Origin of the sequence: Providencia sp. PROV267, from assembly GCF_028477825.1 — a bacterium.
GTDB lineage: Bacteria > Pseudomonadota > Gammaproteobacteria > Enterobacterales > Enterobacteriaceae > Providencia > Providencia stuartii.
In genome coordinates, this window is the sequence record NZ_JAMPLX010000001.1 from 1 (window position 1) to 22,085 (window position 22,085).

Annotated in this window: 15 protein-coding genes; 13 read left to right on the top strand and 2 right to left on the bottom strand. The window is 42.4% G+C overall.

Going from position 1 to position 22,085, the window contains the following annotated elements:
- Nucleotides 1-318: 318 nt before the first annotated feature.
- The 11 genes from PR709_RS00005 to rluF all read left to right on the top strand — a co-directional run bounded on the left by PR709_RS00005 (nt 319) and on the right by rluF (nt 18,271).
- Complete coding sequence (locus PR709_RS00005) at nt 319-5,367, top strand: alpha-2-macroglobulin family protein (protein ID WP_141173340.1); 5,049 nt, start codon at nt 319-321, stop codon at nt 5,365-5,367.
- A gap of 73 nt (nt 5,368-5,440) precedes the next feature.
- The gene (gene pbpC, locus PR709_RS00010) at nt 5,441-7,762 is read left to right on the top strand and encodes a peptidoglycan glycosyltransferase PbpC (protein ID WP_088499176.1); all 2,322 of its coding nucleotides are present in this window, start codon (nt 5,441-5,443) and stop codon (nt 7,760-7,762) included.
- A gap of 243 nt (nt 7,763-8,005) precedes the next feature.
- On the top strand, nt 8,006-8,431 hold the full coding sequence (gene ndk, locus PR709_RS00015; RefSeq protein WP_004921360.1) for a nucleoside-diphosphate kinase: 426 nt from the start codon (nt 8,006-8,008) through the stop codon (nt 8,429-8,431).
- Between the two features lie 152 nt (nt 8,432-8,583).
- A complete protein-coding gene (locus tag PR709_RS00020) occupies nt 8,584-9,765 on the top strand; it encodes a bifunctional tRNA (adenosine(37)-C2)-methyltransferase TrmG/ribosomal RNA large subunit methyltransferase RlmN (protein ID WP_004921358.1) in 1,182 nt (393 codons plus the stop codon).
- Between the two features lie 193 nt (nt 9,766-9,958).
- Entirely contained in the window at nt 9,959-10,903 is a 945-nt protein-coding gene (rodZ, locus tag PR709_RS00025) for a cytoskeleton protein RodZ (protein WP_004921357.1), read from the top strand.
- 153 nt (nt 10,904-11,056) lie between these two features.
- Nucleotides 11,057-12,178: a flavodoxin-dependent (E)-4-hydroxy-3-methylbut-2-enyl-diphosphate synthase gene (ispG, locus tag PR709_RS00030; protein WP_004921354.1), complete on the top strand. Its 1,122-nt coding sequence runs from the start codon at nt 11,057-11,059 to the stop codon at nt 12,176-12,178.
- Nucleotides 12,179-12,393: 215 nt separating this feature from the next.
- A complete protein-coding gene (gene hisS, locus PR709_RS00035; protein WP_014656316.1) occupies nt 12,394-13,686 on the top strand; it encodes a histidine--tRNA ligase in 1,293 nt (430 codons plus the stop codon).
- Between the two features lie 10 nt (nt 13,687-13,696).
- Entirely contained in the window at nt 13,697-14,320 is a 624-nt protein-coding gene (locus tag PR709_RS00040) for a YfgM family protein (RefSeq protein ID WP_004921349.1), read from the top strand.
- 143 nt (nt 14,321-14,463) lie between these two features.
- A complete protein-coding gene (gene bamB / locus PR709_RS00045) occupies nt 14,464-15,636 on the top strand; it encodes an outer membrane protein assembly factor BamB (RefSeq protein WP_004921347.1) in 1,173 nt (390 codons plus the stop codon).
- Between the two features lie 138 nt (nt 15,637-15,774).
- On the top strand, nt 15,775-17,247 hold the full coding sequence (der, locus tag PR709_RS00050) for a ribosome biogenesis GTPase Der (protein ID WP_004921345.1): 1,473 nt from the start codon (nt 15,775-15,777) through the stop codon (nt 17,245-17,247).
- 148 nt (nt 17,248-17,395) lie between these two features.
- Nucleotides 17,396-18,271 carry a 23S rRNA pseudouridine(2604) synthase RluF gene (gene rluF / locus PR709_RS00055; RefSeq protein ID WP_072502412.1) on the top strand — a complete coding sequence of 292 codons (876 nt, stop codon included), beginning with the start codon at nt 17,396-17,398 and terminating at the stop codon, nt 18,269-18,271.
- 79 nt (nt 18,272-18,350) lie between these two features.
- Here rluF and PR709_RS00060 read toward each other — a convergent pair whose 3' ends face one another.
- Together PR709_RS00060 and hemF are read right to left on the bottom strand one after the other, a co-directional pair.
- Nucleotides 18,351-19,499, bottom strand: a complete 1,149-nt coding sequence (locus tag PR709_RS00060) for a M4 family metallopeptidase (RefSeq protein ID WP_272570678.1) — start codon at nt 19,497-19,499, stop codon at nt 18,351-18,353.
- 155 nt (nt 19,500-19,654) lie between these two features.
- Nucleotides 19,655-20,572: an oxygen-dependent coproporphyrinogen oxidase gene (hemF, locus tag PR709_RS00065; protein ID WP_004921339.1), complete on the bottom strand. Its 918-nt coding sequence runs from the start codon at nt 20,570-20,572 to the stop codon at nt 19,655-19,657.
- Between the two features lie 136 nt (nt 20,573-20,708).
- Between hemF and PR709_RS00070 the strand changes: the two genes are divergently transcribed.
- A complete protein-coding gene (locus tag PR709_RS00070) occupies nt 20,709-21,140 on the top strand; it encodes a GNAT family acetyltransferase (protein WP_014656314.1) in 432 nt (143 codons plus the stop codon).
- Between the two features lie 93 nt (nt 21,141-21,233).
- Entirely contained in the window at nt 21,234-21,830 is a 597-nt protein-coding gene (locus tag PR709_RS00075) for an RpoE-regulated lipoprotein (RefSeq protein WP_004921336.1), read from the top strand.
- The last annotated feature ends 255 nt before the right edge of the window (nt 21,831-22,085 follow it).

Below are 22,085 nucleotides of genomic sequence, written 5' to 3' on the forward strand. Positions count from 1 at the left end.
CGCTCTGCTTTGTTGATGTGAAGGGCTCTATTTTTTCTTTGTATCTTACAAAATCATCACAACACCGCCTACAGATACATTAATGGATTATCTTATGTGCGTTAATATCTGTTTTATCTGTACTGATGCCTAAAATAGTTAGGGTTTTTTCCGCTTTGTCTTATAGGTACTAATCGCACAATCTGTTAAATTGTGTAACCGATTTACGCACTATCTCAGTCTTTGCTTATTTTAACATCCAGCCAAGATTTCTGTAGCTTCCAACTTATAGATGGAAGTAAAAGCACCATATATTAACTATAAAAGGAAGAATCGGTCATGAATCAACATATTCGTTGGGCTTCATTGGCGGGTCTAAAAACAAAAAAACGTTATATTGTAGCAGCATTAGCCTCAGTTATTGCACTAACAGGTTGTGATAATTCAGACAACACAAATAGTAAAGAAAACAGCGTCGTAGCCGAAAAAAGTGCAACGACAGAAAAAGTGATTCAAACGGCACCGTTAGCGGCGGCAAAGGGAGCTACGCCGAAATTATCAGCAGCTGAAATGATGAAGCGCTATGCGGGTAAAGAGTTAACTATTCTTGATGCCTCTGAGTTGCAACTAGATGGGGCAAGCGCAATGGTTGTCACCTTCTCTGTGCCGCTATATGAGGAGCAAGATTTTAGTCAATATTTAAACTTAGTTGATGTGAAATCAGGAAAATTGGATGGTGCTTGGGAACTATCCGATAATAAAATGGAGTTACGTTTTCGTCACTTACCGCCATCAAGAGAGTTAAATCTCACAGTAAATACAGGGATTAAGGCGATAAATGGGCGTACGATAGAGCAACCATTTGAGAAAAAACTGCAAACAGCACAGATTATCCCAACTGTTGGTTTTGCAAGCAAAGGCTCCTTATTACCGAGCAAAGTAGCACAAGGATTGCCCGTTATTGCGCTGAATGTAGATAAAGTCGATGTGAATTTTTTCCGTATTGACGAAAAGCAATTACCACAATTTCTGTCAATGTGGCAATACCGTAGTAACTATGAATATTGGTATTCAGAAGAGTTTCTCAATAAAACCGAACTTGCTTATACAGGGCGCTTTGACCTCAATCCTGATAAAAACACTCGCCAAACCGTTTTACTACCTTTAAAAGACATTAAAGAGCTACAGCAAGACGGCGTCTACCTAGCTATCATGCAAAAAGCGGGTAGCTACAGTTATCAGTTCCCTGCAACAGTATTCACCCTGAGTGACATAGGGGTCTCACTGCATAGCTATCAAGATCAGGTTGATGTTTTTACGCAATCACTCGCAAAAGGTTCAGCCCTTAAAGGCGTTGAGCTGCGTATCCTTGATGAAAAAGGTCAATTGGTTAACCAAGCGACTACTGATAGCGAGGGGCATGCCAAATTAGATAAATTAGCGGGTGGAAAATTATTGCTAGCGACCCTTGATGGGCAAACGAGCATGATTGACCTTACTCAACCTGCTTTAGACCTCTCTGAATTTGATATTTCAGGCCCTACTGGATACGCAAAACAATTTTTTGTGTTTGGGCCACGTGACTTATATCGCCCAGGTGAACTGTTATTGGTTAATGGGTTATTACGCGACGGTGATGGAAATCCACTTAAAGCGCAACCTGTTAAAGTGGATGTTTTAAAAACGGATGGACAGGTTGTTAGAAGTTTTGTGTGGCAACCTGAGAAAGACCATGATGGTTTGTATCAATACCAGTATGAAATTCCTCAATCAGCGGAAACGGGGGGCTGGTCATTACGCTTTGATTTAGGTGACGGGTCACCACTACGTTACTATAAATTCAATGTTGAAGACTTTATGCCTGAACGCATGGCATTAGATGTCACTACAAAAGATAAACCTATTTTGAATAATCAGCCTGTTGAGTTTGATATTCAAGGCCGCTATTTATATGGTGCACCCGCCGCGGGTAATGAACTTCAAGGGCAAATATTTATTCGTCCTGATCGTGAAGCCGTAGCTAAATTACCTGGATTTGAATTTGGTTTTGCGAGCGAAGAAGGGTTGCAACGTAAGCTTGATGAATTCGATTTAACGCTAGATGATACGGGTGAAACCGCCATTAGTGTGCCACAAAGTAATTGGGAATCTTTACGCTCCCCAATAAAAGTTATTGCGCAAGTTAGTCTATTGGAGGCGGGCGGGCGTCCGGTGACCCGTCGTGCTGAGCAAGCCGTATGGCCAGCAAGGGAGATGGTGGGTATTCGCCCATTATTCAATAAAAAGGAAATTTATGATTATCGAACTGACCGCTATGCCCAACGCTATAATGTTGATGAAAATTCTTTAGCGGAGTTTGAGCTTGTCTTTGCTGATGCTGCCGGAAATAAATTAGAGGCCAACAATTTAACTGTACGCCTAATTTATGAGCGTCGTGATTATTATTGGAATTGGTCTGAAAGTGGTGGTTGGACATCAAACTATGATCAAAAAGATTTAGTGATGGCCAATGAAAACATCAAGATTAGTCAAGGTCAGACAACAAAAGTCTCATTTCCTGTTGATTGGGGTGCCTTCCGTCTTGAGGTTATCAATGAAAATAACCAATTAGTCACCAGTCTACCGTTTTGGGCCGGTTATTCATGGCAAGACAATACGGGCGGTAATGGGGCTGTGCGCCCTGATCAAGTTAAGCTGAGTTTAAATAAACCGGCTTATTTACCGGGTGAAAAAGCAAAAGTTCGTGTGGAATCACCAAAAGCGGGTAAAGGTTATATTTTACTTGAATCAAGTAATGGTCCACTGTGGTGGCAAGAAATTGATGTTCCTGAAAAAGGAATGGAAATTGAGGTACCAGTGAATAAAGAGTGGGCTCGTCATGACCTATACATTACTGCGGTCGTTGTTCGTCCAGGAGATGACTCGAAAGAGGCAACGGTTAAGCGAGCGATTGGGGTACTTCATCTTCCGTTAGCGGATGAAAATCGCAAGATTGGATTAGCGCTCTCAGCACCAACCCAAATGCGTCCAAACCAAGACCTTATCGTTAAAGTGAAAGCGACGGCACAAGATGGCAAGCCATTACCTGAAAAAGTCAATGTATTGCTATCTGCTGTGGATACTGGCGTGTTGAACATTACTGATTTTAAAACGCCCGATCCGTATGACGCCTTCTTTGGTCGTAAACGTTACAGTGTCGATCAGTACGATGTGTACGGTCACCTCATTGAAGGCCAAGGTAAGTTAGCAAATTTACGTTTTGGTGGTGATGGTGAAGATACTTCATTAGATCGTGGTGGAATGAAGCCACTTACAGAAGTGCAAATCATTGCGGAACAGGCGGCACCTGTCACATTAGATAAAAATGGTGAAGGTGAAATTAGCTTACCGATCCCTGATTTTAATGGTGAGTTGCGCGTAATGGCTCAAGCATGGAATGAGAAGGATTTTGGTCATGCTGATAGTAAAGTCGTGGTAGCGGCGCCGCTTATCACTCAAATGTCGATGCCACGTTTTATGGCTGGTGGTGATAAATCTTACTTCGCATTAGATCTCACTAACACGACGGACAATACACAAAATGTGACAGTGACTTTTAAAGCCTCTGGAATGGTGAAATTAGATGGAGTTGCCACGAAAGAGCTAGCCTTAGTGAAAGGTAAACGTACAACGGTAACGTTGCCAGTTCGCGCGGATTATGGTTATGGTCAGGGTGAGGTTTCAATGACAATCAATGGTATTGATTTGCCAGATGAATCATTGAAAGCGTATAGCAATAGTTGGAAAGTCGGGGTTCGCCCTGCACAGCCTGCGGAAACGGTCTCTTATGCTGTTGCTATTGAGCCGGGTGAGCAATGGTCATTACCAACCGAGAATTTACAAGGTCTCTCCCCTAATACGCTCGAAGGTCAAGTTTTACTAACTAGCCGTCCACCATTGCAGATTGCCCGCTATATTCGTGAGTTATTTGCTTATCCATATGGCTGTCTTGAGCAGACAATCAGTGGCTTGTATCCATCGTTATACTCTTCACAAGCAGAGCTGAATAAGTTAGGTATAAAATCGCAGACAGATGATGACCGTCGCAAAGCCATTGAATTGGGGATCCCTCATTTATTAAGCATGCAACGTCCTGATGGTGGTTTCTCGTTATGGGATCGTAACGGTAGAGAAGAGTACTGGTTAACGGCATATGCTGCGGATTTCCTTAACCGAGCAAATCAGCGTGGTTATGCGGTGCCGAAAGAGGCATTAACCAATGCTAATAGTCGTTTATTGAGCTATTTACAAGATGGTAATCAAATTAATTACCCCTATGTAGATGATCAATCAGCCGCACGTTTTGCAGCCCAAGCCTATGCGGGCTTAGTACTTGCAACACAGCAAAAGGCGCCTCTCGGAGCACTACGACAACTCTACTCAAGAAGTCAGGAAGCCAATAGTGGGTTGCCACTAGTACAGTTGGGTATCGCTTTAAATTTGATGGGCGATAAAACACGGGGTGATAATGTAATTGCTGATGGGTTGAAAAAGCAGCGAGCTCGTTACAGCTACAGTGGGGATTATGGCTCAATCATTCGTGATGATGCGATGATCGTTGCGTTACTGAATGAATACCAATTGATGACAAAAGCACGTGATCAAAAACTGCAAATGCTTTCAAACAACTTGGTATCTCAACAGTACTTCTCAACTCAAGAGAGCAATGCGCTGTACTTGGCGGGACGTTATTATGTGAATAATACAGAAACCCCATGGAAAGCGGTCATTAATGGTCAACAACCACCGATGACCTCAGATAAGCCTATCAATGAGTTTTTAACTAAAGAGCAGCTAAAAACAGGTTATAGCATCGAAAATACAGGAACGAACACGTTGTATGGCCAATTGAACGTAGTGGGTTATCCATTGTATACGCCAACACCAAGTTCGAATGTGTTGAATGTGAAACGAACCTATTTAGATCTGCAAGGTCGTCCAATTTCACTCGATCGTTTAAGAACAGGTGAAATGGTTGTGGTGAAATTAGAAGTTAATGCTTCACAAAGAGTACCTGATGCTTTAGTGGTTGATTTATTGCCTGCTGGCTTAGAGCTTGAAAACCAGAACTTAGCAAATAGTAGTGCTAATCTGAGTGAAACTGCGCCAAACTTGCAGGAAGTGATTGATGATATGCAACAATCACAAGTCAACCATATGGAATATCGGGATGATCGCTTTGTGGCAGCCGTTGAGGTTGAGCAATATAGACCGACAACATTAGTCTATTTGGCGCGTGCCGTGACACCGGGGGTATATTCTATCCCGGCTCCACAAGTGGAATCGATGTATGTTCCTGAATGGCGTGCGGTAGGTAAAGCTAACGGCCAATTAGAAGTCGTTCGTTAATCTTTAATCAGCCCTTATACTGGATGCGTGATGATTTCGGTATAAGGGCTATTTGTTTGCGGTATATCCATCTATGAAAAAAAGATTACGACGCGCTGGGTTGGTTTTGCTCTGCTTGGTGATTTTTTTGCCTCTTTTATTTTTGCTGGCAGATAAGATTTGGCCATTGCCGATAAAACAAGTTGAGATGGCGCGCACGGTCGTTGCCCAGGATGGTACACCACTTTGGCGTTTTGCGGATAAAGAAGGAATATGGCGTTACCCCGTAAAACTGGATCAAGTTTCCCCTGAGTTTATCGAAGCATTATTGACCTACGAAGATCGTCATTTTTATCAACATCCCGGTGTTAACCCATTTTCATTACTGAGAGCATTGTGGCAAGACGTCAGTTCAGGGCGCATTGTCTCTGGTGGAAGTACGATCTCAATGCAAGTTGCTCGGTTAGTCGATCCCCATGACCGCACCATAACAGGGAAATTGAAACAGTTATGGCGTACTGCACAACTTGAATATCACTATTCAAAAGATGAAATACTGGAAATGTATCTTAACCGAGCTCCCTATGGAGGTACGATTGAAGGTATCGGTGCGGCCAGTTGGGTCTATTTAAACAAAGCACCTGATAAATTAACCTCGGGTGAAGCGGCATTGTTTGCGGTGTTGCCACAAGCACCTAGTCGACTAAGGCCAGACCGTTACCCCGAAAGAGCGCAAGCTGCACGCGATAAAGTGCTCGATAGACTCGCGGAATATCAGGTGTGGCCAGCAGATAAAATTGAAGATATTAAACAAGAACAGATTTGGTTAGCGCCACGCAAAAATCCGAATTCTGCGCCTTTGTTGGCGCGCCGAGTTGTCAAAGATGCACAAGAAACGGTCATTGAAACCACCATTGATGCAGGGTTGCAGCGCCAATTGGAAGAGATGGCAATTAACTGGAAAAACCAGCTTCCTAAGCAGACATCGCTAGGGATATTGGTAGTAGATCATACTGATATGAGTGTGAAAGCTTATATTGGGTCAATCGATTTTCAAGATAATGGCCGTTTTGGTCATGTCGATATGATCACGGCTTGGCGCTCACCGGGGTCAACATTGAAACCCTTTTTATATGCTTTAGCGATGGATGATGGCTTGATCCACGCTGAATCTTTACTGCAAGATGTGCCTCGACGCTTCGATGATTATCGACCGGGGAACTTTGATAGCGGTTTTAATGGGCCTGTGAGTGTGAGTGACGCATTAGTCCGTTCACTGAATTTACCCGTAGTACAAGTGCTTGACGTTTACGGAAGTAAGCGTTTTACGGCGAAATTACGTAATGTGGGAACAGAATTACGTTTTCCTTTAGCTAGCGAACCTAATTTGTCGTTAATTTTAGGAGGCACTGCCGCTCGTATGGATGAGCTAGTTGCGGCTTATAGTGCTTTTGCTCGCCAAGGGAAAGTGTCGCCATTGCGCTATCGTCCAACAGACACAATACGTGATCGCCAATTAATGTCAGCGGGTGCGGCATGGATTATTCGGCGTATTATGGGTGGTGAAGCGCGCCCTGTTCCTGATAGTAGTTTGACCGCGCAAGTTAATTTAGCGTGGAAAACAGGTACTAGCTATGGTTATCGAGATGCTTGGGCTATCGGGGTAAATCCACGCTACACAATAGGAGTGTGGGTGGGGCGGCCCGATGGTACTCCTGTTGCCGGGCAATTAGGTTATGCGACCGCGATCCCCATTATGAATCAAGTGAATAATTTATTGTTAGGGCGTTTGTATCAATCGAATCAATTGATGCCAAAAGACACCAAGCCATCAACGGTCAGTCAAGCGATGATCTGTTGGCCTAGCGGCACTGTATTACCAGAAGGGGATAGTAATTGTCGGCAACGCCGTTTAAGTTGGATTTTAGATAATACGATCCCGCCAACATTAATGGCGAAAGATCAAGAATCATTATTGGGGTTACGTCAGAAAATATGGGTAAATGAACAAGGGTTGCAGGTTGCTCCTGATTGCTCTAATGCAGTGGAAAAAGAGGTTTATTTGTGGCCGATTACCTTAGAGTCTTGGTTACCACAGAGTGAAAAACGGATAAATCGTTTACCGCCAATCGACTCGTCCTGTCCTCCATTGCGTACGGAAACACCACCTTTGTTTATTTCGGGCATCCGTGATGGGGAAATTCTGCAACGGCTACCAGGAAAAACGAGTTTGGATGTGCGTCTAATGACACAAGGTGGGCAAGGGCAGCAATGGTGGTTTTTAAATGGTGAACAGATCCAAGAGACTGAGCACAATGGTAGCGTTTTACTGACCTTCGATAAGGCAGGAAACTATCAAATTTCGGTATTAGATCTTGGTGGGCAAGTCACGTCAGTTAATTTTAAAGTCAAGTAACAAATAAAAAGTGTGACTGAGTCAAAAAAATAGTGTTTTTTGCTATAAAAAGTTTAACAAAATGTTGATGTGACTGTAGGAAATTGTAATCGTAGCCCCTATAATCAACGCCTTAATTTCTGCTGCTCGTCATCAGAAGATAAACAATATAAAAAACTACAACTGACATCTACTTTGTGTTTTGATTAACATGAAAGTTAAGAATACAAAAGTAAAAGTCACGATATCGCTAAGAGGTTATTTATGACGGTTCAACGTACATTTTCTATTATTAAACCAAACGCAGTGAAGAAAAATGCTATTGGTGCAATCTATAATCGTTTTGAAAGCGCTGGTTTTTCAATCGTTGCCGCCAAAATGTTGCATTTGACTCGTGAGCAAGCAGAAGGTTTCTACGCAGAGCACAAAGGCCGCCCTTTCTTTGAAGGTCTGGTTGAATTCATGACTTCTGGTCCAATTATGCTGCAAGTACTAGAAGGCGAGAACGCAGTTCAACGTCACCGTGACCTAATGGGTGCAACTAATCCAGATAATGCACTGGCAGGTACTCTACGTGCTGACTATGCAGACAGCTTCACTGAGAATGCGGTTCACGGTTCAGATTCTGTTGAATCAGCAAACCGCGAAATCGCGTATTTCTTCACTGAAGACGAAATCTGCCCACGCTAATTGGTAAACTAGTGTAATGCATTAGCATTATTTTTATAAAGTTTGTACAATGCGACGCCCTGTTAATATAATTGTTAACAGGGCGATTTTATTATGAACGTTGTGCTACCAAAGTAGCACTCGCCGAAAGTGTAACAACGAGGCAACTTAACATGTCCGATATGACAACCAGTGCACAATGTGCAACTTCCTCCGCTATTTCTGTCACACCAGAAAACAACACACAAAAAATTAACCTGCTGGATTTGAATCGCAAGCAGATGCGTGAATTTTTTGCGCAAATGGGTGAAAAACCATTCCGTGCCGATCAAGTCATGAAATGGATTTATCACTACTGTTATGACGATTTCGATCAAATGACAGATATTAATAAAGCGTTAAGAGCAAAACTAAAGGAAGTCGCTGAAATTCGTGCTCCTGAAGTTGCTGAAGAACAACGCTCAGCAGATGGCACCATTAAATGGGCGATAACGGTAGGTGACCAGCAAGTCGAAACGGTTTATATTCCAGAAGATGATCGTGCAACCTTGTGCGTCTCCTCACAGGTAGGTTGCGCGTTGGAATGTAAATTTTGTTCTACCGCTCAACAAGGATTTAACCGTAACTTACGGGTTTCTGAAATTATCGGGCAGGTTTGGCGCGCAGCAAAAATTATTGGTTCATTAAAATCCAGTGGTCGTCGTCCTATTACCAACGTGGTTATGATGGGAATGGGGGAGCCATTACTGAACTTGAATAATGTGGTTCCCGCGATGGAAATCATGATGGATGACTTTGGTTTTGGTTTATCTAAACGCCGAGTCACACTGTCAACTTCCGGTGTTGTTCCTGCGCTGGATAAATTAGGGGATATGATTGATGTCGCTTTGGCGATTTCATTACATGCACCGACTGATGATATCCGTGATGATATTGTACCTATCAATAAAAAATACAATATAGAAACATTCCTGAGCAGTGTAAGACGTTATTTATCCAAATCCAATGCGAATGGTGGTCGTGTCACGGTAGAGTATGTCATGCTTGACCACATTAATGACAGTATTGAACAGGCTCACCAATTAGCGGAATGTTTAAAAGATACGCCAAGTAAAATTAATTTGATACCTTGGAACCCGTTCCCTGGGGCGCCGTATGGTCGTAGTTCGAATAGTCGTATTGATCGTTTTTCAAAAGTATTAATGGAATATGGCTTTACAACGATTGTGCGTAAAACACGTGGTGATGATATTGATGCCGCCTGTGGTCAGTTGGCGGGAGAAGTGATTGACCGAACAAAACGGACCTTGAAAAAACGTATGGCTGGGGAACCTATTAAGGTGAAAGCAGTCTGAAGTTATAGATAAAGTCTAAATATTTGGTCTAATTATCATTTGGGTCATTTATGGATAGGCAAAATGGCCCTCATCACCTACAATGTTTTGTAGGTGATGATATTAATATAATTATCACATTAGGATTATTACGAGTAAAGCTAAGGAAAAATAGCTTTATATTTCATTCACTCGGAAACAGTGTTGCCAGCAAATGACTATCGATAACAATACCGAACAAACCCCAATCACTGTAGGAAAATTATTGTCTCAAGCGCGTGAACGTATGGGATTAACACAAGAGTCAGTCGCGGAGCGTCTGTGTCTTAAAGTTAGTACGGTAAGGGAAATCGATGAGGATGTGAAACCTGCTGGCGTTGAACCTACGTTTTTACGCGGTTATATGCGCTTATATGCGCGTATGGTTAATGTGCCTGAAAGTGAATTGAATGCGTTACTTAAAAATGATGAGCCGATTGCGGCATCAACAGTCTCATCAATGCAGAGTTACTCTTTAGGTAAAAAGCGTAAGAAGCGTGAAGGTTGGTTAATGAAACTAACCTGGCTAATTGTCATTGTTTTAATTGCTATGGTTGGTATTTGGTGGTGGCAAGATCATCAAAAACAACAAAATGAATTTGTTACGATGGCAAATCAAAATGATTTGCTTATATCTCAGCAAAATGAAAGTGGAAATCCAGTTGAGCTTTCCAATGGGTCAACAGAGACGCCCACAAATACATCTGAGACAGGTGAAGGTACCCTTGTCGACTTAAACGCCGCTCAAGCGACAGAGAATCAGCCAATTGAATCTTTGCCAGTAAAAACCGTTCCGTTACCGAATTCACCTAATACAACCGTGAGCGTTGATCGCACTCAATCAACGGAAGAGCCTGTAGCTACTCCTGTCGTTCAAGATGCGCTCACCATGAGCTTTAAAGGTTCATGTTGGCTGGAAGTTCGCGATGCGAATAATAAAGTCTTGTATAGTGGTATTAAGAACAGCGGCGACACCTTGGATTTACAAGGTAAATTGCCTTACCGCTTGAATATTGGTGCGCCCGCAAACGTTGATATCAAATTCAATGGTAATGTGGTTGACTTAAGCCGTTTTATTAAAGCGAATCGTTCTGCTAAATTAAAAATACCTGAAGCATAAAGTCACAAATTAAGAAGACGCAAACTGTATCCTAAAACTAGAATTGTGATAGTTTGCAGTTTGCGTTTTTGTGTATAGTGGTCATCGAAGCAATGATTATCAACTACACAACAGTGTTTAAGAGCACATGGATGTCCAGAGAGTAAAATTAAAATGCATAATGAATCACCGATAAAAAGACGTAAATCCACCCGAATTTATGTAGGTAACGTGCCTATTGGCGATGGTGCTCCCATTGCTGTCCAATCTATGACGAATACGCGCACGACGGATGTTGAAGCCACTGTGCGGCAAATCCAATCACTTGAGCGTGTAGGTGTTGATATCGTCCGCGTGTCTGTTCCTACGATGGATGCAGCAGAAGCCTTTAAATTAATTAAGCAGCGCGTGAATGTGCCATTGGTTGCGGATATTCACTTTGACTACCGTATCGCGATGAAAGTGGCTGAATATGGTGTTGACTGCCTACGAATTAACCCAGGTAATATCGGCAGTGAAGAGCGTATTCGCCAAGTCGTTGATAGTGCTCGTCATCACAACATTCCTATCCGTATAGGGGTCAATGGCGGGTCACTGGAAAAAGATATCCAAGAAAAATACGGTGAGCCAACACCTGAAGCATTGGTTGAATCAGCAATGCGACATGTTGATATCTTGGACAGGCTGAATTTCGATCAGTTCAAGGTCAGTGTTAAAGCGTCGGATGTCTTTCTTGCCGTCGGCTCTTATCGTTTATTGGCGCAAAAAATTGATCAACCACTTCACCTCGGTATTACAGAAGCGGGTGGGGCTCGTTCTGGTTCAGTGAAATCAGCAATTGGTCTTGGTATGTTGTTGGCTGAAGGTATCGGCGATACGTTACGTATCTCACTCGCGGCGGATCCTGTTGAGGAAGTGAAAGTCGGTTTTGATATTCTAAAATCGTTACGGATCCGCTCACGTGGCATCAACTTTATTGCTTGCCCAACCTGTTCACGCCAAGAATTTGATGTGATTGGTACGGTAAATGCTTTGGAGCAGCGCCTCGAAGACATTATCACGCCGATGGATGTCTCTATTATTGGTTGTGTAGTGAATGGCCCGGGTGAAGCCGAGGTTTCTACTTTAGGTGTGGCTGGCGCGAAAACCAAAAGTGGTTTCTATGAAGATGGCGTTCGCCAAAAAGAGCGTTTTGATAATGACAATATTATTGATCAGCTTGAGGCGAAAATTCGCGCAAAAGCAGCAATGCTTGATGAAAATAACCGTATAAAGATAAACCAAGTCGAAAAATAATTGTCAAACAACTGGCTCATTGAGGGCCAGTTTTTGTTTTTATGACTTTTTGACGGGGGTTCAGCGCATAGCTTGATGTAAAAATTAAACGGACAAACCCAAAAAGAGCAGAATATTCCCGATTGAAGCGGAATATTGTGGTTTGTCGATTGAACCCAATGACATTTCGCTTTTATAATCGAGTCTATTCGATTCCGAAAAAATAGAGACATAACGTGGCAAAAAATATCCAGGCCGTTCGTGGCATGAATGACTATCTGCCGGCAGACACTCGAGTCTGGCAGAAAATTGAAGCAGTACTTAAAAATATTTTGCAGGGTTACAGCTTTAGTGAAATCCGTACCCCGATTGTAGAGCACACCCCGCTATTTAGCAGAGCGATTGGTGAAGTGACCGATGTTGTCGAAAAAGAGATGTATACCTTTATCGACCGTCACGACACAGATAAAGCAGAGGTAAGTCTCACTTTACGCCCTGAAAATACTGCCGGTTGCGTCCGTGCAGGTATTGAGCATGGTTTGCTGTACAATCAGGAACAGCGCTTATGGTATCTAGGGCCCATGTTTCGTCATGAACGCCCACAAAAAGGCCGCTATCGTCAATTTCACCAACTTGGCGCCGAAGTTTTCGGTCTTGCGGGGCCAGACATTGATGCTGAACTGATAATGATGACAGCACGCTGGTGGCGCGCATTAGGTATCAGCGAACATGTGACGTTAGAGTTAAACTCAATCGGCTCTTTAGACGCTCGTGCAAATTATCGTGAAGCATTAGTGGCCTTCCTTGAGCAGCATAAAGAAAAACTCGATGAAGATTGCAAACGCCGTATGTACACGAATCCATTGCGTGTGCTTGATTCAAAAAATCAAGATGTACAGGCGTTATTAAATGATGCTCCTGAGTTGTTTGATTATTTAGATGATGAATCTCGTGAGCATTTTGATGGTTTATGCAAATTGTTAGATGCAGCGGGTATTCAGTATCGTGTTAATCAACGTTTAGTACGTGGTCTGGATTATTACAACCGCACCGTTTTTGAATGGGTGACAACAGCGCTAGGCTCGCAAGGTACAGTATGTGCTGGTGGACGTTATGATGGTTTAGTCGGTCAATTGGGCGGTAAACCAACCCCAGCAGTCGGTTTTGCTATGGGCATGGAACGTATGGTTCTATTAGTTGAAAGCCTAAATCCTGGCTTTATTGCTGATGAATCTGTCACGGATGTTTATTTAGCCTCATTTGGTGAAAATAGCCAAAAATCGGCGCTGTTATTAGCAGAGCAAGTACGTGATGCTCTACCAAACTTACGTGTGATGACCAACCATGGCGGCGGTAACTTTAAAAAGCAATTAGCGCGTGCAGATAAACAGGGCGCTAAAGTTGCGTTGATTTTAGGCGAAGAGGAAATCGCTAATCACCAAGTCGGGGTAAAAGATCTACGAACAGGTGAGCAAGAAACAGTATCGCAGCAGCAATTGGCACAGCGTTTAGCTGAACTGTTAGGTTAAGGAGAGGCACGTGGAAGTTTATACAAACGAAAATGAACAAGTTGATGCGATTAAACGCTTTTTTGCTAATAATGGCGTGGCATTGGTGGTCGGGCTTGTTTTAGGGGTTGGGGCTGTTTGGGGATGGAATTACTGGCAGTCACATAAAACAAATATGCTGCAAGAAAGCGCTCAACAGTTTGCAAAAGCGAGCGAAGAACTGCATTCAGGCTCTACTCAAGGTATTGAAGCTGCGCAAAAATTCGCTGCGGATACAACAGATGTATACAGCGCGATGATCGGACTAGAGTTGGCTCAAGTGGCTGTCGATAAAGGCGATTTAGCGTTGGCTGAAAAATCATTGTCTGCTGCTTTAACTAAAGCAAAAACCGATGATATGCTTGATTTAATTAATTTCCGCTTAGCAAGAGTGCAGCTTGCACAAGGGAATGCTGATGCAGCATTAGCTTCTGTTGGTAACATCAAAGGAAAGGCATGGCAGGCTGCTGCACAAGATGTTCGTGGAGATGCATTACTTCATAAAGGCGACAATGCAGGCGCAAAAGCTGCATATACTCAAGGGCTAGATAGTGAAGGCTCACAGACGCTTAAAGAACTTCTTACCCTTAAACTGAACAACGTATCTGTACTCTAAATTATTAGGGTCGTATCCAATCGGTAGGCCAATCCCCCCTTAGAGCGATAGACATACGCGATAGGGGGAAATCAATGGATATCAACAGGATACGGCTTGAAATTGGATGAGTATAATTTATAAGAAGAAAGGAAACGATTATTATGCAGTTGCGGAAAACACTTTTGATTGGCTTAGTCGCTTCAGCTTTACTTGCCGGTTGTTCCAGCGAAACTGATTCTATCGTTATGGCACCACTTCCTCAGGTTGAAAACCAATTTACTCCAACGATCGTTTGGGATAAATCAGTCGGTAATGGTGTAGAGCAGTTTTATTCTGATCTATCGCCAGTATGGGATGGTAGTGCTGTTTATGCTGCCGATCGTAAAGGAATAGTGAAAGCATTAGAACTGGAGAGCGGTAAAGAAATTTGGTCAGTAGACCTTTCTAAGCGCACAGGTTTTCTTTCTGCTAACTTATCCGCACTGCTTTCGGGTGGGTTAACGGTTTCGGGTAACCATATTTATATTGGTACTGAACGCGGAACAGTCATTGCATTGAATAAAGAAGATGGCTCGGTGGTATGGGATGTCGAAGTAGCGGGTGAAGCCCTCTCTCGCCCAGTAGCCAATGATGGCTTAGTTATTGTTCATACTAGTAATGGCATGTTGCAAGCACTTGATGAGAACAGTGGTGAAATCAAGTGGACAGTGAATATGGATACACCATCATTGTCTTTACGTGGTGAATCAGCGCCAAGTATTGCCTATGGTGCCGCTATTGTTGGTGGTGATAATGGCCGCGTTAGTGCTGTACTTTTATCCCAAGGTCAACTTATTTGGCAACAACGTATCTCTCAAGTGACTAGCTCTACAGAAATTGGTCGCTTAGATGATGTTGATATGACGCCAATTATTGATGATGGTACTATCTATGCAATTGCGTATAACGGTACACTCGCAGCACTTGATATGCGTTCAGGACAAATAAAATGGAAACGCGATCTCGGCTCTGTCAATAACATGGTGCTTTCAGGTGAAAACCTTTATCTGGTCGACCAAAATGATCGTGTATTGTCTGTGCGTAAGAGCGATGGCGTAACACTGTGGACACAAGAAGATCTGCTTAATCGTGGGTTAAGTGCACCAGAAATGTACAATGGCTACCTTGTGGTTGGTGATAAAGAAGGCTACCTCCATTGGTTAGACATGAGCACTGGTGGTTTTGTAGCACAAAACAAAATTAACAGTTCAGGTCTGCATAGCCGCCCAGTTGTTGCCAGTGATAAGCTAATGGTTCAGGCAAGAAACGGAACAGTTTATCTGTTAACTCGTTAATTTTCTGACAAGCTGTCAATTTCTCGCTAAAATCAACGGTTCCTAGTGGTAGGAACCGTTTCGTTTTTTGTTTTCTGGTTGGGTTTTGTTTAAGAACCGGGATTCTTTTAGTTAATTAGAGTAGTGAGGCATCAAATAATGATACCCGTCGTAGCGCTGGTTGGGCGTCCAAACGTAGGAAAATCCACGTTATTTAATCGATTAACCCGTACCCGTGATGCACTGGTAGCGGATTTTCCTGGTCTGACTCGTGATCGCAAATATGGTCGTGCCGAAGTGGAAGGGCATGAGTTCATTATTATTGACACGGGTGGTATCGATGGTACTGAGGAAGGCGTCGAAACCCACATGGCAGCACAATCCTTACAAGCGATTGAAGAAGCTGATGTGGTTCTATTTATGGTCGATGCACGTGCAGGGTTAATGCCTGCTGATGAAGGTATCGCAAAACACCTGCGTAGCCGTAAGAAAAAAACATATCTGGTCGCCAATAAGACGGATGGTATTGATGCTGACAGTGTAATTGGAGACTTTTATTCACTTGGCTTAGGTGAAATCCACCCTATTGCAGCGTCACATGGTCGCGGCGTGACCCAGCTAATCGAAAAATCGCTAAAACCTTTCATTGAAATAGAAGAAGAAGTCGAGCTAACCGAGGAAGAAGAAAACGCGGCGTATTGGGCTGCGCAAGAGGCTGAAGCTGAGTTTGATGAAGAAGACGAAGAGTTTGATCCAACAACGTTACCAATTAAATTAGCGATCGTTGGGCGCCCAAATGTGGGTAAATCAACATTGACTAACCGTATCCTTGGAGAAGAGCGTGTTGTGGTGTTTGATATGCCAGGCACAACTCGTGACAGTATCTATATTCCAATGGAGCGTGACGGGCGTGAATACGTTTTAATTGATACAGCGGGTGTCCGTAAACGCGGTAAGATCACCGAGACGGTCGAAAAATTTTCGGTAATCAAAACGCTGCAAGCGATTGAAGATGCGAATGTGGTGTTGTTGGTCATTGATGCGCGGGAAGGTATTTCCGATCAAGACCTGTCACTACTTGGTTTTATTCTTAATGCTGGTCGTTCATTAGTGATTGCGGTTAATAAATGGGATGGAATGAAGCCTGAAGATCGTGAACATGTGAAAGACATGTTAGAGCTACGTCTCGGCTTTGTGGATTTTGCCCGTATTCACTTTATTTCAGCGCTGCATGGTAGTGGTGTAGGTAACCTGTTTGAATCCGTTGAAGAGGCCTATGAGTCTGCGACACGCCGTGTTGGTACTGCATTGTTAACACGTATTATGAAGATGGCGGAAGAGGAGCATCAACCTCCACTTATCCGTGGTCGTCGTGTGAAAATGAAATATGCGCATGCGGGTGGTCATAATCCGCCAATTGTTGTTATTCATGGTAATCAAGTTTCTGATTTGCCTGATAGCTATAAACGTTACCTGATGAATTATTTTCGCCGTTCATTGCAAGTGATGGGTACACCAATTCGTATTCAATTCAAAGAAGGTGAAAACCCTTATGCGAATAAGAAAAATCAGCTAACAGCAACTCAATTGCGTAAACGTAAGCGTTTAATGCAACATTTGAAAAAACGCTAAGCGAAGAAGTCGCACGTCAACGTGAAGCTTCTGAAAAAGCCGTAACAAATTATTCTGTTACGGCTTTTTAATAACTATCCGTTATTATTTAAAGTGAGCTAGGTTCAACCGTTTGGCTCCCTATCTATGCAGATTACAGAGGGTAACCATGCAAATTAAATCTTCGACACGTCTTAATAAGTACATTAGCGAGAGTGGAATTTGTTCAAGGCGTGATGCGGATCGTTATATTGAGCAAGGAAATGTCTTTATTAATGGCAAACGTGCGGCTATCGGCGATCAAGTTTTTAGTGGTGACGTTGTCAAAGTAAATGGACAACTTATTGAACCTAGGAATGAAGAAGACTTAGTGTTAATTGCGCTGAATAAGCCAGTTGGTATTGTGAGTACGACGGAAAGTGGGGAAAGAGATAATATCGTTGATTATGTTAATCACAGTAAACGTGTTTTCCCTATTGGTCGCTTAGATAAAGATTCTCAAGGGCTAATTTTTCTCACAAACCATGGCGATTTAGTGAATAAGATCTTGCGTGCGGGTAATGAGCATGAAAAAGAGTATTTAGTCACGGTTAACAAGCCTATTACTGATGATTTTATTCGTGGTATGGGAGCTGGCGTACCTATCCTAGGCACGGTAACTAAAAAGTGTAAAGTAAAGAAAGAAGCTCCTTTTGTATTTCGGATCACGTTAGTTCAAGGGTTAAATCGTCAGATTCGTCGCATGTGCGAATATTTTGGTTTTGAGGTCACTAAGTTAGAACGCGTGCGTATTATGAACGTGAATCTTTCTGGGATCCCATTAGGTGAATGGCGTGACTTAACAGATGATGAGCTAATTAAGCTATTTGAGATGATTGAAAAATCAGAATCAGAGGCTAAGCCGAAAAAGTCTGTTAAACCGAAAACATCAACGGCAGGGAAAACGGGTAGCAAGCCAAATGCAGGCAGCAAGCCTAAAGGAATGGCTGATACTGCGTCTCGTAAACGTTTCACTCAACCAGGCCGTAAAAAGAAAAGACGCTAACCTTATGTTTTAAAATGTCAGCCGTATTTTATGGCTGACAAGCTCTGTCTGTTAGTGACAGGGCATTTTATTTGCAAACTTAAACGTAGATACCGACATTTTCCCAGCTTTTGCGAGTAAGATTAACGACATGATGGTCAAATTTTTCTGTCGCTATTCTAATGGTTGCTTTGGCGAAATCGTCAAATGTTGCTCGCGTGCTAAGTGTCTTATCAAACATAGTGCGGATCCAAATCTGTCCCGCTACCTCCCATGAGTAACCACCTAACGTTGTCGCCAGCAGGTAAAATGCTTTATTAGGTATACCTGAATTAATATGCACACCACCATTGTCTTGGAAAATAGATAGATTTTTGTAATCTCTCATATGACCGACTTGTGGGTCTCTGTTTGTTTCCGAAAGGCGATAGGCGGTTCCCGGTGCAGCCATAGAACGTAAAGCAGGAGCTTTGGCTTTATTGATAAAAAGGTTTTCACCGAGCAGCCAATTGGACTCAGCTGCTGTTTCATTTGCTACATACTGTTTAACCATAATACCGACAACATCGGCAACGGATTCATTCAAGGCGCCTGACTGGAAAATATAATCAAAATCAGTCGTAAAGGTAATAAACCCATGGGTTAATTCGTGTGCAATAATATCAATATCATTATAAAACGGGCCAAAATAGATACTATCACCATCACCGAAATAGATAGCTTGTGAATTCCAGAATGCGTTTGGATAATTTTTGTCGAAATGAACTACCGCATTGATTTGCGAATCACAACCAAAGATCTTATCAATGTTGAGCTTCTCTTTATAAAACTGCCTAACATAGCCAATAGAATCATAAACAATCTGTACGGGTGTGTATGGTTTTGCAGGATCACCTTCTTTCATAACAATAAGATAGTCTTCATGGGGCATATGAAGTTCATCAGGACTCGGATAGGTAGGCTCCAGTGAAAGGTCAGAACGAGAGCAGATAGGTAGGTTAGAATGGGTATGGTTAGGTAAAAATGCTTTTTCCTGTGCATCGCGGATGATGCGTTCGTAGTTTGTACCTGGGCGGGCTGAACAAGTAAATAACTGTTTTAGGTGTTCTTTATCTTCCGTCGAATAGCCTCTGCTCATTAATTCATTGATATGAAGTAGTGTGGATTTAAGCTTTTGGCATTGAGATTCTTTATATAAGTGATCAACAAGGTATGGGGGAAGATAGGAACGACCAAGAATATGATTCATAAATAGACTCCATTTTGTGGGTGGAAATGGAATCATAAGCTACAAGGGGATGAGTGTAACTAGTTGATAATTAATTATATTTGATAATTTTTGATATTTTTTGTTACTAAAGCCGCCAAGTGCTTTGGCGACTTTATAAAAAATGATTTTTACGCTTATTTCGCCAGCCAATCTTTTTTAGAGACTAAAAAGTCACTATACAGTTTGGCTTCGGGGGTATTGGGCTCAGGGTGATAGTCATATTCCCAACGGACTAAAGGAGGCATTGACATTAAAATGGATTCTGTACGTCCTCCACTTTGTAAACCAAATAGTGTACCGCGATCCCACACGAGGTTGAATTCAACATAACGACCACGTCGATACAGTTGAAATTGACGCTCTCTTTCTCCCCACTGATGGTGGCGACGTTTTTCTACGATAGGTACATAGGCATCTAAAAAACCATGACCAACAGCTTGTGTGAAGTCGAAACAAGTCTCGAAATCAGGTTGGTTTAGGTCATCATAAAATAGCCCACCAACGCCTCGTGGCTCATTGCGATGTTTCAAAAAGAAATAGTCATCACACCACGCTTTATATTTGCGGTAAGTTTCTGAACCAAAAGGTGCGCAGAGGTCGTGTGCAATGGTGTGCCAGTGGATCACATCGTCTTCAAAACCATAGTAAGGGGTTAAATCGAAACCACCACCAAACCACCAAACGGGATCTTGACCCTCTTTTTCTGCAATAAAAAAACGGACATTTGCATGAGTGGTTGGAATATAGGGATTCAGAGGGTGGATCACCAAAGAGACTCCCATAGCTTGATAGCTACGACCTGCTAATTCAGGGCGGTGAGCGGTTGCTGAACTCGGGAGTTTTGTTCCTTGAATATGGGAAAAGTTAACGCCTGCCTGTTCAAAAATAGCACCTTGAGTTAACACACGGCTGCGGCCTCCGCCACCTTCTGCGCGTTCCCATGTTTGTTCTAGGAAGGTTTCCTTACCATCCAGTTCAGTAATTTTTTGGCAAATGGTTTCTTGTAGTTCAAGCAAAAATGTTTTTACTTGAAAAATATCAGGGTAATTCATTGTTTTCCAATAGAACGGTTGGTAAAAAAAAGTGAGTAAAGTATACCCTTTTGAGTTAAAAAAGGCATATTGAATATTGATTGTGCGCAAAAAGCGGTGATAATGGCAGAAAACTCAGTTAAAACGGGTCATGAACATGGAAATACGCATCTTTCGCCAAAGCGATTTTGAAGAAGTCATCACATTGTGGGAACGCTGTGATTTAAATGAGTTTGGGGATGATCCTGAACTTGATATTGAACGAAAACTCCAGTGTGGTGCAGATCTTTTTCTTGTTGCGGAAGTGACAGGTGAGGTTGTTGGCACTGTGATGGGAGGATATGACGGAATAAGGGGAACGGCATGCTATCTTGCGGTTCATCCAGAGTTTCGTGGCCGAGGTATTGCCAATGCTCTGATTAGTCGCTTAGAGAAAAAATTGCGAGCAAGAGGGTGCGGCAGAATTGAGTTCCTTGTGAATGAGGAGTCTGACGCTGCTATCTGTATGTTCGAAAAAATGTTATATGAAGAAGAGCAGCCAGCAAGGCTTATCTATACAAAAACACTGGATCGTGATTTGGATTTTTAATGCTGTTGTGTGTTTATTTCGTTATAAACTGGAATGTTTTCAGAAAAAGGTTGTCACAGTAAGCAGTCAGTCAGCCAATAAATAGAGGATGTTATGCCCAAAAGTGTAATTGTGAAGCTTTCTCAGATAGTCGCGCTAAGTGGTGTGTTTTTGCTATCGGGTTGTGCAGGCTCAGGGGGGTTTTGGTCTTCACTTTCACCAATGAACTGGTTTAGTAGCCCTATTACTGCGAAGGCAGCGGGTGTGGGGGAGATCACTGGGTTCACACCAATGCAAGCTGACATCATCAAGGAGCGATTAGATAACCGTTACACGATACGAAGTGGGATGCAAACTGAGCAAGGTGAAATTGTGACCGTGTTTCAAGGTATCGATGATGAGACGGTTAAAATTGAAGTGATCGGCCCTGAAAAAGGTTATGTTTCACGTATTATTGTGGATGACCCTGACATTAAAACTGAATGGGGAACGAAAATTGGTTCATCATTTAGCGGTATTTATGAAAAAGCTTTTGGCGCATGTAAAATGGCTGAGCCAATTAATAATCAACCGACTGTTGAATGTGTAGCCCCGCAAACATCCCATATCATTTATCGATTTAATGGTAAATGGCAAGGGCCAGAAGGTTTAATGCCACCGGATGATGAATTAAAGAGCTGGACGGTATCACAAATTATTTGGAAAAAATAATGGTGATTTAGCGTGATGATAGAGAGCTATTGGTCGATAGCTTTGGATTATGTTCTAAACATTTAATTGATATAACAACGTGTTTTATTAAGGTAAAATACGTTGTTATTCCCTCCTAATATACGATCCCCTCTTAACCCACTTATCTTATTAAGAATAAATTGTGCATTTTTCTAAATGTTAGCCAATATTTGCGTTAAAACAGGTGAAAATCGTCATCGATGAGATACTATATCGCTAGACATAAATAATAAA